This window comes from Cyclobacterium sp. 10D3-21 (assembly GCF_055809755.1).
Genome location: NZ_CM147924.1, coordinates 4,391,350 through 4,410,205 on the forward strand (window position 1 = coordinate 4,391,350; position 18,856 = coordinate 4,410,205).

Annotated in this window: 14 protein-coding genes; all 14 read right to left on the minus strand. The window is 38.3% G+C overall.

The features are described from left to right. Positions 1-139 precede the first annotated feature (139 nt). Positions 140-1,171: a glycoside hydrolase family protein gene (locus tag AC0L7T_RS17140; RefSeq protein WP_473343378.1), complete on the minus strand. Its 1,032-nt coding sequence runs from the start codon at positions 1,169-1,171 to the stop codon at positions 140-142. 129 nt (positions 1,172-1,300) lie between these two features. Next, positions 1,301-1,636 (minus strand): tRNA-binding protein, encoded by a 336-nt coding sequence (locus tag AC0L7T_RS17145; RefSeq protein ID WP_473336899.1) that lies wholly within the window; start codon positions 1,634-1,636, stop codon positions 1,301-1,303. A 93-nt stretch (positions 1,637-1,729) separates the two neighbouring features. After that, positions 1,730-2,470 carry a rhamnogalacturonan acetylesterase gene (locus AC0L7T_RS17150; protein WP_473336901.1) on the minus strand — a complete coding sequence of 247 codons (741 nt, stop codon included), beginning with the start codon at positions 2,468-2,470 and terminating at the stop codon, positions 1,730-1,732. A 367-nt stretch (positions 2,471-2,837) separates the two neighbouring features. Beyond that, positions 2,838-3,374 carry a hypothetical protein gene (locus tag AC0L7T_RS17155; RefSeq protein WP_473336902.1) on the minus strand — a complete coding sequence of 179 codons (537 nt, stop codon included), beginning with the start codon at positions 3,372-3,374 and terminating at the stop codon, positions 2,838-2,840. Between the two features lie 18 nt (positions 3,375-3,392). Next, positions 3,393-4,679 (minus strand): hypothetical protein, encoded by a 1,287-nt coding sequence (locus AC0L7T_RS17160; protein ID WP_473336904.1) that lies wholly within the window; start codon positions 4,677-4,679, stop codon positions 3,393-3,395. A gap of 19 nt (positions 4,680-4,698) precedes the next feature. Beyond that, positions 4,699-5,277, minus strand: a complete 579-nt coding sequence (locus AC0L7T_RS17165) for a YceI family protein (protein WP_473336905.1) — start codon at positions 5,275-5,277, stop codon at positions 4,699-4,701. Between the two features lie 512 nt (positions 5,278-5,789). Further along, positions 5,790-6,707: a hypothetical protein gene (locus AC0L7T_RS17170; RefSeq protein WP_473336907.1), complete on the minus strand. Its 918-nt coding sequence runs from the start codon at positions 6,705-6,707 to the stop codon at positions 5,790-5,792. 45 nt (positions 6,708-6,752) lie between these two features. Beyond that, positions 6,753-8,282, minus strand: coding sequence for a sulfatase (locus AC0L7T_RS17175; RefSeq protein ID WP_473336910.1), 1,530 nt, complete (start codon positions 8,280-8,282; stop codon positions 6,753-6,755). 71 nt (positions 8,283-8,353) lie between these two features. Then, positions 8,354-9,148, minus strand: a complete 795-nt coding sequence (locus AC0L7T_RS17180) for a DUF1961 family protein (RefSeq protein WP_473336912.1) — start codon at positions 9,146-9,148, stop codon at positions 8,354-8,356. 23 nt (positions 9,149-9,171) lie between these two features. Beyond that, complete coding sequence (locus AC0L7T_RS17185; RefSeq protein WP_473336914.1) at positions 9,172-10,851, minus strand: N-acyl-D-amino-acid deacylase family protein; 1,680 nt, start codon at positions 10,849-10,851, stop codon at positions 9,172-9,174. Between the two features lie 459 nt (positions 10,852-11,310). Further along, positions 11,311-12,549 (minus strand): T9SS type A sorting domain-containing protein, encoded by a 1,239-nt coding sequence (locus tag AC0L7T_RS17190; protein WP_473336916.1) that lies wholly within the window; start codon positions 12,547-12,549, stop codon positions 11,311-11,313. Between the two features lie 674 nt (positions 12,550-13,223). Continuing rightward, positions 13,224-14,300, minus strand: coding sequence for a hypothetical protein (locus AC0L7T_RS17195; RefSeq protein WP_473336918.1), 1,077 nt, complete (start codon positions 14,298-14,300; stop codon positions 13,224-13,226). A 24-nt stretch (positions 14,301-14,324) separates the two neighbouring features. Then, entirely contained in the window at positions 14,325-17,486 is a 3,162-nt protein-coding gene (locus tag AC0L7T_RS17200) for an FAD-dependent oxidoreductase (RefSeq protein ID WP_473336919.1), read from the minus strand. Further along, complete coding sequence (locus AC0L7T_RS17205) at positions 17,483-18,817, minus strand: TolB-like translocation protein (RefSeq protein ID WP_473336920.1); 1,335 nt, start codon at positions 18,815-18,817, stop codon at positions 17,483-17,485. The genes AC0L7T_RS17200 and AC0L7T_RS17205 overlap by 4 nt, the downstream gene beginning before the upstream one ends. Positions 18,818-18,856 lie beyond the last annotated feature (39 nt).

Sequence of the window (18,856 nt, forward strand, 5' to 3'; positions counted from 1 at the left end):
TAAGCCATTTTCTTAACGCTTTTACTACTGCAAATATAGCATTCTCTTTGAATGGTGGTTATGTCTTAAAAGCAGGGTCCGATTTCACTAAATAAGTTTAGCTCAATCAAATTTCCTGAATAACCTCACCTTATCCTGCTTAATTCTTTTTTAAATCTCCTGAAGTGGCCAAGGCAATTACTCTACCTTGGCTACCCACTGCATTGTAAAAATGATAAACAATACCATCCCATTTTATCACCCAAGGCTTATGGGCATACTTTTCGTCAAAATCTTCTGATGGAGCTATTAGGTCTTCCCCTTCCCAGTCGGTCCAGTTGATTAAATCGTAAGAGCAGGCAAACCTTTCAAAAGCACCAGGTTTCCAAAAGGCCCCAAAATAAAACATGATATAAATATCATTGAACTTTGCAATTTGGGCGTCTCCACAAATGCCATTGCCTCTTGTAATGACAGGGTCCTCACCAAAGCGTTTCCAGGATAACATGTCATCAGAAACAGCCATTCCTATACTCTCATAGTTAGCGGTATCACCTTTGGCATTGTAATACATGACGAAAGGATGTCCCGTATGCTTTTCATTGTCCCGAATCACCAGGCTTTTGTATATTGTTTTGTTTTCAAACCAACGAACATCCTCATCCTCTGGCGATAAAAGAGGGCGATCATTTGTTTTCCATTCTTCTGTAGCTGTCAATGCTGTGGTGTTTGCCATGCCTATTTTCAGTGTTCCAGATTCATAACCAGTCGAATTACCTCCCAAATAGCTCATCCAGTATTGATCCTCAAACTTTTCCACACTATAATCTCCTCCCCATTCCGTATTGACAAGCGAAACATAGCCAGCTTTTTGATTGGCATCCCAGGTATTTTCTGTAAATGACATTATCTTCCCTTTTGACTCCCATTGTAGTAGATCCTTACTTTCTGCCAACCAAGTCTCATATCCCTGACCATCGAAAACAATATAGGTCATGTACCAAACTTCATCTTGTCGAAAGATGGTTGGTGAATCAATCATTTTACTTGTATCCGGATGCTGAAAAACTATCCCATGTTTATATGGCGTTTTTACCTCTTCAAAAATTTGCTCCATAACCTCCTGAGAAACTTCTTTCTTAATGGTTATTTCCTTTTGATTACAACAGGATAGAGACAAAGTAATACCCATAAGGGCTATTGATAAAAATAGGTTTTTCATTCTTAATGATTTCTTTTTTGATGTATTGGTTTTTGAAAGCAAAGAGTATTGAGGATACTAGATAAGACTTCCTTTTTCAGGTTTTCATTATTGAATGTGCTATCCAATTCGGGTTCCGTTCTTGATGGCACTATCCGGTTGAATTAAAGTTACTTCCTTATTTTCACCAAGCCCACCTAGAATCAAACATTCACTCATGATATTTGCGATTTGCTTGGGCGGGAAATTTACTACAGCAATCACCTGTCGGCCAATTAAATCATGTGGTTTATACAGTTTTGTAATTTGGGCAGAAGTTTTCTTTAGGCCATGTTCTCCAAAATCAATTGTTAATTTATAAGCTGGGTTCCTTGCTTCCTTGAACGTTTCAGCGGAGAGGATTGTACCTACTCTCATTTCAACCTGCATAAAGTCATCCCAAGTTAATTCTTCCATTTATTTGCCTTAATTAGGGTGATCGTGAAACCAATAATGCTTGCACTTTACAATGCCAATCACTTGTCTTTTGTGAGTTTGATGGTCAATGGCTTACTTTTCCACCAATTGTTTAACCAAAGGTATGCCCAATGCTTTCATTTCCTCTACCGCCAAACCAGCTATAGTAAAGGCTCCTAGTTGCGACAAATGGGTATTGTCCTCTTTACCTTCTGGCCGGTGCGGGTAAATTCCAGATTCAAAGAATAAGTACAGTTGTTTAGATTTTTCCGGCCCCATACTTTCCACCATTTTTTTCGTTTTGGCCTCCATGTCTATAAAATACGCACCTGTTTCATTGGCTACCTGCTTTACCCCTGTCAAATAATCCCCATGGGAATCTTTCAACGTGCCATTCTCATTGAAAAGCCTACGGACTATAGAAGTGCAAAGAATGGGAATGCCCCCTTTTTCCTTTGTTTCATTTATAAATCTTTTAAGGTTATCTTGATAGGTATCAAAAGGCCCGGTATATCTTGCTGTATCCGATTTCTGGTCATTATGACCGAATTGTATGATCACGTAATCACCTTTCTGCACTTGAGTAATCACCTTTTCCCAAGATCCTTCGTCAATAAAACTTTTGGAGCTTCTTCCATTTTTCGCGTGGTTGTCCACAACGATAGCATCGGTGAAAAAATGATTTAAAACCTGTCCCCAGCCATATTCAGGCAGATTGTGTTCGGGTTTGTTCGCCATGGTAGAATCCCCAACCATAAAAACATGAGTGGCGCGAAAATCTTCAGTAGATGAAGCAAACCAAAAAAGAGTAAGTATCAGGGAAATTATTTTCATTGGAATGATGGGTATATCTATAATAGTTATTTACTAATCCGTCAGGGATTTAGCAATTGTATAAGCCTAATCAAAACACTGATATGATAGCCTCCTTGTAAAGTTAAGATTTTTATAAAAACAGCTCGCCATTAAGGTATAAAGAATACCAAAATTCTGGAAGGATATTGGCCTTAAGTGCAAATTTGATCGAACTTGAAAGTTGGATACTAAAAAGTACTATATAGTTAAGGGAATATTGAATGGTTCAATTGATCGATGGCTTCGGATTCGCTCAGCCACCGTTAAAGTGTCGCACTATTTTGGGCTTGCTCCGGCTCCGCCCGGTCACTGTTGCAATATAACCCAATATAAAAGTCAATATCAATCAGGATCCCTCCAAATACAGATTGATTTCCAAGTCAATTGTTTCTTCCACTTTTACAAGACCCCCTAAGCGGCTTGTGGCATCCAAGCCCAGTTCCTCAGTAGAAAGATGTAGGGTACCCTGTAATCTATCTTTCAATTTGTAAAAAGTTTCTCCTTCTAAAAAGAGTTCTTTCCCAGCCATTTGCAAATAAATGTCTCCAAAAATAGCTTGCGAACCTCTTTGCAAATTATTTACGGAAACCAGGCACATAGGATATTCCTCAGCTTTAAGGGTTTTCTTAAAATCACTATTCAGTAAAAAATTTCCACATCCGAATGCGCTAACCGGGATTTCAAAATCTAGTGAAGTAATTTCTGCGGACTTGTTATCAAAAAAAAGCGTATCACCCTCCCTTTGGCTTTCATAGCTACATTCAAAACTTCCAATGGATGTTTTTCCTTTCACTATGATTTCTGTTTGATCGATAATCAAGGCATTTTTTTCAAAAGCCCCTATCAAGAAAAAACAACAGCCAAGTAGCAGTGCGATACGCATAGTCCTGAATTCTATTTGTTAAAAACCAATTACTCCTTCAATCATTAACCCATTAAATGAACCTCCATTACGGATGTCAGTAGGAGCAAAATCCTGATAATTTTGACTGACATATTCCAGTTTCGCTAGAATATTTTTGGTGATAAACCAACCACCACCAATTTGTACTCGAGAAATGCTAGGTTCCAATCCATCGGGCATTTCACCCCCTACTTGATTGTAGCGACCTGCCAGGTAATAGTTATCCCTGGACCCAAAACGATAAACAGCATCAATGCCTACCTGATTCCAGGTTCGGTCTACACTTTCATTCGCTGCTTTGCCTTTGGATTGTTCCAGGGTACCAAAAAGCTCCAATCCACGGTAGGCCACAAAAGGATTCAATACCATAGCAGTCACGTTATCACGCATCCCTGGGTTAAAACGCCCTGAGGTAAAAGAATCAGAAGTAGAAGCCATTGTATTCGACATGACTAAATAATAACGGGATCCAGACCTATCACCCGCCCAAAGGGTATTGTTCACCGAACCAGCAGTGGTGTAAACGGAACCGGTCATTCTGAGTCGAAGGTCATTGTCCAATGTTTTGTCATAACCCAGTTTACCAATAAAGGAAGGTTTCCTTTTGCTTGGGTTGGTTATTCCGCCTTGAATTTCTCCCCCAGTCATGGAGGCCACACCGATGAATCCATTGTTTTGATAAATCACTTCTGCACCAATTTCAGTGGCAAAAGCATCCATAATATAGTTTCCAATAAATGGATTGTAGAAGGCATTGCCATTGTCAGATCTTCTGAAATGGGAATCACCATAATTTACCTCCATATGTCCAACCTTGATGGTCACCTTTTCCATTAATTTATCAAAGGCTGCACTATTAAGGAAAGTAAGTTTATCAAATTGCAAGTATCCCCCTTTTACCCAGGTTTCAGGGTGGTGTCTAGAGGAAAGGTAAGTAATCAAATTCAATCTAATTCCATCAGCCAAAGCAACATCTATATTTAGGTTAGCTGTGGCCAGGTTAAAACCCGTCCCAATGTCCATCAACTGATTAATGTTGACTCCATTGTCATTTAAAATGGAAGTTGCCGAGTTTTCATGGCTTATGGACTGAAATTGCTGGGTAAATGCCCCCCCTATCCTTACTTTTAGTCCATCAAAGGCTACCGTATCAGCCTTTCCTGTTTCAAATACATTGATTCCTCTTTGGTCATAAGCCCTCCAAAATTGCAAGTCATTTTGTTGGGCAAAACTGCTAAAGAACAGTAAAATAGCTCCTGCCAGAAATAAAATATTCTTTTTCATGATAGCAAAAATTAATGTGTTATTTAATTGGATGTAGTTTCATTTTTATGTTGATCGTCATTTGATCACCCGTTTTAATGGTGCCAAATACGGCTGTTGGAGGCTCCACTTTGAAATCGGTTAACTTTACATCAGCTGCACCTGAAAGAGAAATGCTTTCTCCTTCAGTTACAATTTGAAGTAGAAAAGGGACTGTTTGGGTTTCACCAGCTATTTGAAGCCTTCCAGAAACCTTCCAATCATTCCCCCCATCCTGGTGGGCTTCCAGCATTTTAAAAGTGATTTCAGGATGATCTGCTTCCTTCAAAGCATTGTAGGCATTTTTGTCCATTGGTCCCTTTCCACTTTTTAGGGATTTAACAGGCATGGTAATCTCAACCGATTGAATTGCTGTTACTTTTCCTGCAGAAAGCCTAAGCGAAGCCGTTCCTTTCGCTTCCGAGGAAACCATGTCCCAATCGTGAAGGGTAGATGTACCTGAAACCTTCATTTCAGGATCGGGTGCAACTTTATAATTCTGCTGTGAAAACACCTGATTCCCATAAGTACTGAAAAGAACTAACAGGGAAAATATGGTCCATTTTACATGTTTATTCATAAGGGTTTGGTTTAGCTTGATTTGAAAATACCTGTTCAAAACTGTGCTATTGGCTTGTTTTGATAGGTCAAAGGTAAACTATACCAGCAGAGCTAATCATGACTAAAATCATCTTCTTATATGATATAATTTGTCAATCAAACCTTGAAAAATTGATTAATATCTACTCTGCTCAGCCTCAATTTTGATTTAGAACATTTCTGATCCTATCCTGCAAATAATTGAGCTAAAAGATGGAGAATTTCTAAACTACAGTGTAGGAAATAAATAGACTGCTGTGGGTATAAAAGTGGACTTTGACTCAGATGAGATATTAAGAGCTTTTATTTATCAGAACGATAAATAAAAGCTGCCCGTAAAAATTAATTATGAAATCCATTTTTAAGAATAAAGGAAAATTGTAATTAAACCCGGCTTAAGCAATGCCCAGGCTATTACTTGAAGAAACCGGTTTGGCATCAGGTAATGCTAATAGTTTCAACTATACACATCCTAATTAGGACTGTCCTAGGTTATTTAATTTGTATAATCCTTTCATCCACGTTGGTGGTTCCTTCAGCATGAACTTCTTTCGTTTCTATACTATAAGTTGTCCAGCCTGTAGTTGCATGTATGCGAGATGCCGTCCAGGTTTTATTGGTTAATGCTGGAAAGTTTTCTCTTGCAGGCAATTTCCCTTTCAGACCAGTCAGGGTTTCCAAGAAATCGTAAGTAGCATTAGTCAATTGCTCAGAATTAACCTCTTGGAACATTCTAATTATTGAGGATCCCGATTCCTCGTCGATTTCATCTAAAACAACCGCCACATCGGTATCAAAAGGAGTTCCTCCGAAATTGTTCATCAGTTGCATTTGCCCATTGATTTCTTCATTGAGCGTATATGCTCCACCATGATAAGTGTAAAACTGAAGGGCATCCTTTATGGCATTTCCTTCTATGGCTGCCTTACTCTTATACGCCCCCATAAACTGAGCCATGGTTTGATCAAAATTAGGGAAATGACCAAATTCCACTTTGATAAGGTCCATTGCCTTTTCCATATAACTCCCGACCTCTTCCCAATTAATCACTTCTTGTATTGCACCAAATTCATCCGTTTTGATAATTACCGGTAAATCTTCCGATATTTTTGAAAGCTTTTGGACGAGTTCATTGTCCGTTTCAATTTCATAGTTTTTATAGAACCATTCAATTAGATAACTATCAGCGGTAGAATCTTTAATGGTGATATCAACCTCGTACTTGATAAAATTTCGAGCAGAGGTATCCCCTTCTATTATTTTGTATTTTTCAAGTGATACTTCATAGGATTGGGTATCATCGATGCTCCAATAGCCAATAACTTGTACTGTTGAGTCGGCCATGTTTATTTGCGCATTGGCAGTAAAGGATAGAACCAACATTAATAGCAAAAAAATCGTCTTATTCATAAAAGTATTATTGTCTAGCAATCGTTTAACAACAACCATCATTGCCTATTTATTTAAGCTGCTCTGAGCTTTATTTCTTGTCTCCTCCAATTTCTTACGCATCCTTTCCAAAACAGCAACATGGCCTTTATTCCCTACCAAATTAATGTTTTCTTCAGGATCAGTAGAATGATCGTACAGTTCTTCATTGTTCCCCAAAGCAAGGTCTCCCCACCTGGTATACCGCCATTTGTCCGTCCGCAAACTGGCCCCGTCATTGTAAATGGTGTAGGCAACGTTTTCTTCCATACCCTTACTTTCACCTTTTAACTGTGTCAGCAAACTTCTTCCCTGAAGTATGGCTGGTTTCTCTGATGATAATCCAGCAAGATCCACCAGTGTAGGATAAATGTCCAGCAATTCTGTTATACTTTCAGAACTGCTTCCGTATGCCTTTTCATATTCCTTGCCAGGAACAGAAAAGATGACAGGAACCCTAATGCTTCCCTCCCATAGACTGGACTTTGACCAACAATCATGTTCTCCCAGATTGTAACCATGATCGGACATAAATATAACAATCGTTTCATTTCTCAAGTCCAACCTATCAAGGGCATTCAGCAATCTTCCTACTTGTTCATCCATAAACCGAACACTGGCCATATAGGCACTAATGGTCTTTCGCTGCTGAAACTCATCCATTCCCCAAATCTTTTCATTTTGCCTTTTTAAAGCCTGCAGTGGAACATTGTCCCCAATATTCACAGTTGGTAAAACCACCTCCTTGACAGGATAGGGAATAAAACTACTTTCGGGAGCAATGAGTGGTACATGAGGCCTGACAAAGCCAACAGCAAGAAAAAAAGGAGCATCCTTCTTGACCCTTTGTTTGTTGGTGCCTCCTTGAGGGATTTTTCCCGCTCTATTTTCCAAAACTGCGATGGCTTGGCTGGCTGCCAGATAATCCGTCTGCGTTCCTTCCAAACTATCGGGAATTATCATTTGAGCGAAATTTGAACCATAATGGAGGTTTTTAGGGGATAGCAACTCCAATTGGCCTTGGCTCAAGGTTTCAGGTCCGAGCACATTGTAGGCATAATCCCAGGAATCCAGATCATCTCCACCTACTGCTCCTCTTTCTATTCCACCGGGTACACCCATGTGAAAAATCTTTGAAATTCTGGCGGTATAATAACCCCGTTCCCTAAAAAATCCCGCCATAGAAGGATGATCAGCCAGAGCTGGAGTTTCCTTTCTATAACTACCCAGTTGATCATTGTTTCTCAATACCCCATTGGTCTCTGGATACAACCCACTCATCAAAGAAGCCCTGGATGGCCCACAGAGTGGAAACTGGCTATAAGTCCTGGAAAACCTTACCCCTTCGGAAGCAAGCCGATCAAGGTGGGGCGTATGGTTATCCGTATCCATATAAGGCCCAATATTGGTATTCAAATCATCTGAAATGATCACCAATATATTGGGCTGCTGGGCTTTTGCTGTGTAGGATATATGAAATAATAGCGCCAAAATAAACCCATGGAAAATAAGGCTTATAATGCTCTTTCTAATGTTAACTGAAATGTTTGGAATCATTTTTATTTTTTTGGGCTTATCCTGAAATAGTCAAATACACTTAAAATTAGGCATCTGTTTTTTAAAAGCACTTAATCAAGCCTCCAAACTTTAAAATTTTTATACCTGACACCTCTGGTATACATGTGACGTAAACCAATTCTTCCAGAATCATATAAAGGGAATATGGATGCATCCCACTTGCAGACCAAATAATCAGAACTGTCGTTTTTGTTTTGAATATGCATTTCGATAATGTCATTGTATTTAATAACCTCAATATGATAGGTTACATCAGGCTTAAACATTCCGGTCTTAAAATAGTCATTTGGAACATCCGTTCCTGCCAAACCTTCTTTGTTTGGATTGTACCTGCGTAATCTTATATAATCGTTTTCTCCTGAATACACCTTGGATGAAAAAGCGGCATAACTAATGTGGTAAGTATTCATGTTATTAAAATACGTTCGCATAGAGGGCACTGTTCGTTTATCATTCCAAAGTGAAATATCCTTTGGGAACTCTGGACCGCCTTTACCTTCAGCATGAAAATACAGGATGTTTACACATCTAGTTGTGGTATCTGTTCGGGTATAATCGTATTCAATGGAGATATTACCTTCAAAAGTTTGCTTTGTCCATAAGACTGTATGGCTGGAATCATTTCCATGTTTTGGGCCTGCAACAAGCTCCATTCCATCTTTGCTGTTAATCACTTTGGATTGTAGCCCATCCAACATCCATTTCTGCTGCCAATTTTCCGTACCAGTATCCTCGAACAAAAGAGTAGATTTTTCCCAGGGCGTTTCTTTCGAATTTGTATTGTTGCATCCTAAAATAAAAAAGGTCAAAGCAAAAATCAATAGGTAAGATTGCGTATTCTTCATTTTTTAACTTTAGTTCTATGACACTATTTCATTGCTTTGTATCCCGGACCTTTAACAACCTGACCAGGTAATGCACCTGTATGTTCTCCATTTTGGAGCACTTGCTTTCCATTGACAAAAACGTGAACCATCCCCGTTGAATACTGCATGGGTTTATCGTAGGTTGCATGGTCTTGAATTTCATTCGGATCAAATATGGCCAAATCAGCATAAAAGCCTTCCTTTAATGTTCCACGCTTTTTGATTTTCAAATTGGTAGCGGGTAAGGTAGTAAGTTTGTACACCGCTTCCTCTAGAGAAATCACTTTTTCATCACGTACATATTTACCTAGAAGTCGTGCAAAATTTCCAAAGGCCCGAGGATGGCTACTGGATTTTAGAAAAACCCCTTCAGGAGCATAGGACGCTGCGTCAGAGCCAAAGCTCATATAAGGTAGTGCAATTTGCTTTTTTACATTTTCCTCGGACATCATAAAATATACCGTACCTACCCTACTCCCGTCTTGAATGACGAGATCCATTGCTGTTTCCACGGGAGAGGTATTGCGCATTTCGGCCACTTGCGCCAATGATTTTCCTGTCAAATATTTTAAGCTATCGTTCTTAAATCCGATCAACAGGACGTCTTCATAAGAGTCAACCCCCATCATCAAACTTTCCCATTCATTGGTAGGGGTAACCATTTCTATTTTTAACCGTTTTCTAATTTCCGGATCCTGTAAGCGCTCTGCCCATTTTTCATACCCACCTTCTTGCACCCATGGAGGCATGGAAGCATCGAGTCCTGTAGCTCCAGCGGTGTAGGTGTACATGTCTGTTGTTATAGAAAGTCCTGCCGCTCTTGCTGAATCAATCTTTGAGACCACCGCATCGAATTTGTTCCAATTGGTTTTTCCTGCCATTTTCAAGTGATAGACCTCCGCCCGAATATTGGCTTCATCGGCAATTCGAATCAATTCATTAAGGCTTTCCAAGAGTTGGTTGCCTTCACTTCGGATATGTGAAATGTACATCCCATCGTATTTGGAAGCTACCTTACAAAGTGCTATTAATTCTTCGGTACTGGAATAAAAGGCCGGAGCATAAATGAGAGAAGAACCAATCCCAAGTGCACCTTCTTCCATCCCCTGTTTAACCATGGCTTTCATGGCCTCTAATTCCTCTGGGCTTGGCGCTCGATTTTCGTAACCTACAGTATGTATTCTTAATGTTGTTGCACCTAAAAACGAGGCCACATTTGTTGAGATACCTTTTTCAACGATAAAGTCGAGGTACTCACTAAGAGAAGTCCAGCTAATAGGGTATTTAATATCACCCTGCATTTCCTGTTCCTCTTTTTTCATTTTATCATTCCATGGACCCATAGAACTGCCTTCACCAAAAACCTCCAGGGTCACGCCTTGTCTGATGTCACTTTGAGATTTCCCATCTTCAATCAAGGCATCGACCGCCCAACTAAGCATATTAATAAACCCCGGAGCAACCACTAATCCTGTAGCATCAATTTCTAATTCACCATTAGCTCCGGATAAATTTCCAATAGCCGAAATAGTGTCTGCATTAATACCAATATCACCAGTATAGGATGGCTCGCCAGAACCATCAACAATTTCACCATTTCTGATCAACACATCAAAGGTTTCGGTAGGTGTACAGCCATTTAAAATGATGACACTAAATAAAATCTGGAGAAGGGGTTTCATATTTTTTGGTTTAAATGTCTGGTAAAATATAGTGAGTTCTGGCCTTAGCTTGCCTGCTTACATCACTTCTAACTACTTCCGCCAAAACTGGTTATACCCATGATATTTAGTACTTTCAGTGAATTTACTAATATAAAAGTTATCTGCTAATAATAGCGACTATAGGTCGGGAAATTGACTGTGAAAATGGTTAAAAAGTCAGTTTCTTTATTAACTTGAAACATTAAAATACGAACTGAAACGACTTCTAAATCTATCACTTCATTTCTATTTTCATTCGATAGCAACACTTTCCGAATGGTTCTGAATCCTATTGCATAATCTAGTATTCAGGAGGTAATAATTATATTTTTACCAGGTATGGGATAGGGGATTTTATCATGCTAGAATGCTGAAAAAAATTGGTACCATGTTTAAAACCACGGATTTTGGAGCTTTCTATCGTACATCATGAAAATGCTATTTTTTTAGCACTTTAAATGATTGTCTTTCGCTACCTACTTTCAACATATATAAACCCTTGGATAAAAATGATATGTTAATTCTAGGGTTTTCATTTGACAATTGGCCTATTAAAACCTCTTGACCAAACTGGTTTGTCAGTGTATATCTTTCAAAAGAAAGATCCTTATTTGTTTTAATATTAATGAAATTTGAGGCAGGGACAGGATAAATCACAAAGTCATTTTCCGGATTGACTTCAGGCATAGAGGTGATTACAGGATAAAAATAATTTTCCAGGTAAGCATTTAAATGGAGAATATGAAGTTTTTGTGGAACGGTAGAATAGGAGGCTTGCGAAAAATATTCATTAGAGATATAGTATTTAAAACCATTGTTTGTTGCGATTCCTTCAACCTGATGAAAAGGTAATGAAATATTAATTTTTCGCTTATTCCCTCCAAAAAAATCATCCCCGACAAAATCATAAAGTAAATATAAAAATGGTTGTAATAAAGCGTTGTAGCCTACCAAAACCATGATGTTTTTTGATTCAAGATAGGTTGAACCAGTTATCAAGCCTTGCACATCAAAAGTGGACTTTAACTTTGCAGTATAAGTTCCAGGCTCTTTTGGAAGAGAATATACACTGGTTTTATTTGTAACCCATTGCTTCGTAAATAAAAAAACACTGTCCTTTGTGACCACAAAAGCCTCACAATCGAAATCTGTCCTATTGGAACCAGTAGGGTTAAAGTCATCCTGATTGGAATAGGTGAAATTTATCGTGTCAATTTCTATTGGATCAATTAGGAGGGAATTTTTACTAATTCTTAGTAACTTCAGGTTCGTGCGGTTTCCACTGGAGTTGTTTCCAAAATCTCCAATGTATAAATAGTCACTGTCCTGAGCTATTTCTTCCCAATCATTGTTAAAAATGTCAGGTAAAGGAAAAGTTTGGATCAACGCTCCATCAATAGTATCTAATGCGTAAATATTGGAATCTTGACTATCATTGTGAGTCCATATTTGATTATTCCATAATATTAAGCCAGAAGTTTCAGTAAGGTTATCTCCTAAATTATAACTTGAAGATGGTTCAATAGATGTAACACTATAGGTACAACTCCCATCATTATTTGTAGCTGATGAATTGAAATTTTCCGCCATCGGGTCAGTACATCCAAATACCTGAGCTTCTGTTTTATTTATAAAAAAATACAAGCCAATTACTATTAAAAAATATTTCTTGTACATAATTTCTCTTGTTCGGTGTTAACTGTTGCCTCGTTTTCGAAAAGAATTCCCCTCCTACCTGTTTTTTAAAAATTTACTATTGCTTGCCAAATGAATTGTAATGGTCCTGTAATCTGTTTAAAGAATTGTTCTTTAATTATATGGCATCAATCTCCAAATACGCTTGTTTTCTAATAGTTACACCCCTCCCTCTATTGAAGTCGAAACCCTATTGCATTACTCCCTCTGGCTTTCATCTTTTCAATATGCTGTTTATTGATTCATTTAACAATAACTAAAAGTACCACAGCGGGATAAAAGTGCTGTAGCAAAGTAGGTGAATCAGTGATGGAACGCCAAATAAATTTGGTTGTAACTTATTACCGTAACAATGTTGGCCAAATCTGCACCTAAGGTAACTTCATATTGTTTCTTTTCAAAGCATTTGAATCCAGGTTTAACCCGGAATTTGAAATGGATTGTCCAAATCATCAGGAAGCGTTTGAATCGCAAGAAAATCAGGGTGTTTGGGGATTTTAGCATAGCACCGTTATGGTGAAATTGAAAACAGCAACGATTGGGTATTTTGAAGCGATTTCAGCAATTAATAGATTGTCTATTGCATATTTCGTGTTAAAGCCGGAAATTCATAAAAATAAAATAGAATTAACCTAGCTATAAATGCGATCCTTTACTCATCTCACATTAATTTCACTTAAAATTTTATGAAGTTGAGAATTATCTATTTGGGTAAGGTTTTTTCCCAAGTTGAACAACTCACTCCTAAATTGACTCCTATGTTCCATTACTTGAAATACCTTTAAAATGTACCACTCTTGTTGGTTTTCCAGGTTTTGAACAATGGCAAGAAATAAGGCCTCAGGAAAATTATTAATTTTTTGAAATTCATTCAATGCCTGAACCTTTTCTCTTGGAGGCAATTCATTGTAAATGTCAATCAATCGTTGAAGGAAATAAGGGTCCGAATAATTGCATTTCGATAGTGTTTTAATAGCCAAGGTTTTATTTTTAGACATTCCATTATGGCTCAAACTACTTATAACCAATGAATTGAGATATTCATCGTTCTTCAATTCCCCATTGGTATATAAACCAAGAAAAAAATCAACATGATCGTCTAATTGTTCATTCTGCAAAATGAAAGAAAATAACTCCTCATCATTGTTCAATTCATCAACCGTCAAATTCACCAATTGTTCTTTTTCTCCCACGTGGGACAAATGCCAAATGGTATGCGTGGTATAAACAGCATCAGCAACAGCCTCCTCGGAAATTTCTTTTTTTGTAGCCCCTGAGGTACCATCTACTTCCGAAGATTCTTTATAAGGTTCCTCTACCAAGTCTGATAACTCATATTCTCTTAGGGGTGACCAGTCATTTTCTAAAATTTCAATCAACCTATGGTAGTCCTCAGGAGTGAAATCGCTATGGTCAGTTTTGGTGAGAGGCTCTCCATAAACCTCTAAGCCAAGGAAATCACCAGTAAAGTCCCAATAAATACCGATATCAATCAATTTACACTCACCGATAAGACAAACTGGTGTCCAGGCCCTTCTGTACCAATACAAAAGCCCTTCTTCATCCTTTTTGGCAAAAATTTCTATTTCTTCCCCTTTATCATCCATAATATGGTGAAGAGGCGCATTTTGTTGCCACGATACCCCCTTTAATCTCTCACTTTGAAAGTAAACCTCTTCCCCTTGAAAATAAAAGAGGAAGAGGGAAGTATACAGAAGTTGAAAATAGTACATGAAGTTTAATTGATGTATTTCGGTTTATACCTCTATATATTTTACTAAGTTTCTGGTGGGTCTAGGGAATTGTTTCTCGGATAGGAACCTTCTCCATTTTAGGGGGTTTAATCCTAAATCCTGGTGGGTGACATCCCTGAGCTCAGCCCTAGCAAAAGACTTGTAATTTGAATGTATGTCTTCAAGATAACTTACCAAGAGCTGGTAACCACTCTTGGCACCACACCTTGTCAGTGTGGCAGCTATGGACATTTCTAGCAGACCACCATAGACTCTCCATCTCACCTCATCATATTCAACTGTTTTAAATCCTCCAATATTTTCATCTTCCAGCAACTTTTCAAATCCCGGAATAAATTGCACATCAGGTATCCTATCTCCGTAGAAGCAAAGATTTAAAATACGGTTATAGAATGGAATAATCTTTAAATCAATTCTTCCATTAAAATAATCATTTGTCCTGTTTACAACCCCTCCTCCCGAGGTAGTATTTTCGATTATTTTTCGAATGGTTGGAATTGAACTTTTATTACCTGTCATTGCTAATAGTGCAATATTTTGGTTAATTCGCCAAAACAGCCCTTCCAAAACATTCTTTTCTCTACCTCTTATGAAATCGTAATCATCAACATAACCATCAGGATAGCCATCCTCTAGTTCTTCTTCAAACATTCCCTGTAGTTCCTTATCAATGAGGGCAATACCATCGCTTTCTCCAAACCAGGCCAAGGCCTTTGCCAAAAGGAGTTTTGAATTTTCATCACCGGATTTTTCAAAATATGATTTCAATACAGGAATTGCAAGTTCTTTAGGTAACCTGCTGCATTCATATAAATACTCCTGCTTTCCTTCTGCAAGCTGGGCAATCCGGGCATTGATTTCTTCCGGTTGAAATCTTTTCTTTTCAGTAGAAGGACGGTCATAGTCCTTGGGCAAGTACCCTAATTCGGCCCATTCTCGCTGTAAGTCAGAAACATCAAAATCACGAGGTCTTGTATTGTTCCATGCGAGATCTGCCGCAATTTGTCCAGTCAGATATCCCAAAACCAGAATATCTGCGGACATGCGGGTAAACTGCATGGCATTATGGGTTTGGCTTATGCCCCTACCTGCAATCAAAAGCCCATCAAGGGATTTAGGAACAATACACCGATAAGGAATTTCTACTACCAAATCATTAGAATGGGGCAACAAGAAACCGCATTTAGAAAATTCGGAACTGCCTACAATATGAGGATCAAAATCACTGCTTGCCATTGAAACTACATCCTTGAAATGTGTTTTTTCAGCAACATCATACAAATTTAACACATGTATCCCTTCTATAAGCCGAGATTCTCTAACGGTAAGAAATGGGTGAAAATCATAAAAATGGGCTTCATAATGGGAAAGAAATAATCCTCGTTGCAATTCTGCAATTTTTGTGGTGTCTAGCACATCATAATCACGATTTGTGGTTGAGGTAGGAATTGAAACTGCACCTGGAATATCCCATTGGCTGTAATTCTGCGTTTCACCTGTTCGAGAATTCCCGATGCTATATTCCGCTCCTGCAAAAGAAGCAATATCCCCATCTCCAGTGGCATCAACTGTGATATCTCCATTGATAGTTTGCAATTTACCATTATTACAAATCAAAAACCCTGAAACTTTCTGATCAACTGTCATGGCACCACAGAAAATAGCTCCTGGGATAAACCTCCCTCCAGCATTTAAAATTTCTTTCAGGTGATAATATTTACGGCCTACCTTTTTGGACATATTGTTTTCAAAAGCTGTCCTTTCTGCCACTTCATTTTGTTCTTTGAAAAAGCCATTGCTCGTCAACCCATGGTAATACCCCATGACTCCACCCATAGTTTTAGTACCTCCCAGATCATTGAAATAATCAGCAACAATAGTATTGGCTCCTTTCCCTGCTGCTCCTTTAGCGACAAAAGCACCTCCTGTACCACCACCTGCTACAGCAACCTGACAATATTCTTTGTCTTTAACCAAAGAATTGTAATCAAAAGTCACCTGTTGTAATGGAATTGAAAAGCTAGATTCGTCCAATTTGGAGAATTGGATCTGTCTTATTGGAATATCTGCACTGTTAATCATTAAGGTTGAAGCCTTGGTATTACTTGAATTGCGTGGCAGAGATTTAATCAATTCCTTGGCTTCTTCATTAATAGCCAAGATATTTTTACTGGTTATGGGTTTTCCACTTAACATAAAATACCCCTCAAGACCCACTTCAGGCAGCTGATCATCTTTTAAAATCAAGGATGTTTCAAGTCCATATTGGAAGATCTCGGCATTTTTAAGAGATGGGTCTAGGTTTTTGAAATTTTGACCTAGTTCAGCAGCTTTATGTCTTGCTTGGTGTTCAATTTCTTCAAAACTTTGCTTATCAACCTTGAATTCAAAATCAAGATATCCTTGGTCTTCAGAAAGCTTTCCTCTATGGAAAGTTATCTGATCCTGGAAAATATTATAGTCAGAAGAAATAGGCAAAACCTTTTTTTGAGGATTCTCAACATTTTTCAATTCCAAGACGAAACCAGCCCTATCAATTTCATAATCTTGTTTGAAAAGATTCCTGCTAAAAATGACCTGATCCGAAGCATCTATAAAATTATTGCATTTTACATGCTGCAAACCCTGCTTACCAGCCATCAATACACCCTTTACAGCGCCTTTATTCCTAAAAACACCACATACATCCGTCATTAGCAATACATGTACTTTTTTCAGGAGGAGATTCCTTAACATACCCTTTCTGATACTTCCAGAAAACAGTAATATTTCATCGTCAAAAGTACTTTTTCCTACGCCACTGCCAAGTGGATTATCCATTTCTACCTGCTCACCTTGAGGTAAAAAAAGATTGGAAAGCTCCGAACTGAAACCCTCAAAACCAGCAGCATCCATCCATAATTTTCGCTTGGCGAAAAGTTCGAATCCCAGACTGGTCCTTTTTTCAATCAACAATACCTTCTTCCCAGCACTTACCGCATTAACAGCTGCAAAATAGCCTGCAAATCCTCCACCATTGATAACTACATCATAAGTATCAAAACTGCTTTTACCTGAAAATTGGCGATATATTTCCGACTTTGCCTGTAAATTCATTAAACCTGGGCCCATCATAATGGCTCCAGTTGCCGGAAAGCTAATATTTAGAAATTTTCTCCTGTTCATCTGCTTAGGTGTTTTTTTTCTTGGCTGATAATTCTATTTAAATCTGCTACATATACACTTCGTACATCTCCATCGTAACCATTGAACACTACATACCTACCTGATCGATCCCAAGTTGGATGGGCATCTAATCTGAAAGAGCTGTCCTCAACTTGAGGTGTTTTAACTTTGGCAATCACAATTTCTTTTCCAGTACGGACATTAAGAAGCCTAACGGGCACATAACCATCCCCAGCTGTTACCCTTGTCTCATGTGCATAGGCATCTGTAATAATCAATGGAAGTCCATCTGGATGAAAACTAGGATGACCAGATCCTGGATCAAATACCTCCTTCAACTCTGTTCCATCATATTTAACGGTAACTATCTCCAAACCCTCCTTTTCAGCATTTACCTCCATATTCATAGACAAATGATCACCACCTGGTAACCATGCCATATGGTGGCCGCCTTTTCCATATTGAGTTGTGGATATGGCTGTTCGAATATCTGATCCATCACCATTCATGGTAATTACAGCAACCTTTCTTTTTCCACCAGAAATTGGTTTCAATAGTAAGCAAGTCATTATGCGACTCATTTGTGGATTCCACATTGCTTTGAAGCAATATATTTCATAATCCTCTGGATTATTAATCCCTACACCTGGTTTGGCGGTGTTATAAATGTCTTCAATGCTGGCCACCAATCTACTTTTTCCTGTTTTCACATCCGTAACATAAATACCATCGTCACTAGATAATCCGAAATTTTTTGATCGGTATTCATCAGGTACTATTACACCGTACCCAGATTGTGCATACTCAGAATTCCTCAAGTTATGGGACACCAGTTTTTCTCCATTAATGGAGACCATAAACAGCCCTCCATTGATCCTCCTAGACGCTTGACTTTCCAAATTATATTCAACGGTAAAAGACTCCCAACTTAAAGTATCCACCTGGTTAAAAAACAATTGGTTATCATTCTTTCCCCATTGAACATTTGCCCCAAGTTGCATTTCCCATCCAAAAGACTTGGCAATTTCCTTTTCTTCACCAGTTTCAAGGTTAATTAAAACTACGGTGCCAAACTCACCCGGTTTTGGATACCTGTCTTGGAAAGGAAGCCTGAATAGAGCAATATATTTTCCTGAAGGACTAATTGGAGAAGTATCATGAAACCTATGAATCAGACCTTCACCTCTAACTTTAACTATGGGGACAGGATCTTTGATATCAACAAATACCTCAGTTTCTACTTGGGTACTTGCTGGATTTTTTAAAGGATTTTCATAAAAACTTATTATTGCCAGAGCAAAAACAAACGGATAGAAAATATATTTAGCCATTGTTATCGATTTTTTATAGAATCAACCTATTAGGTCAAT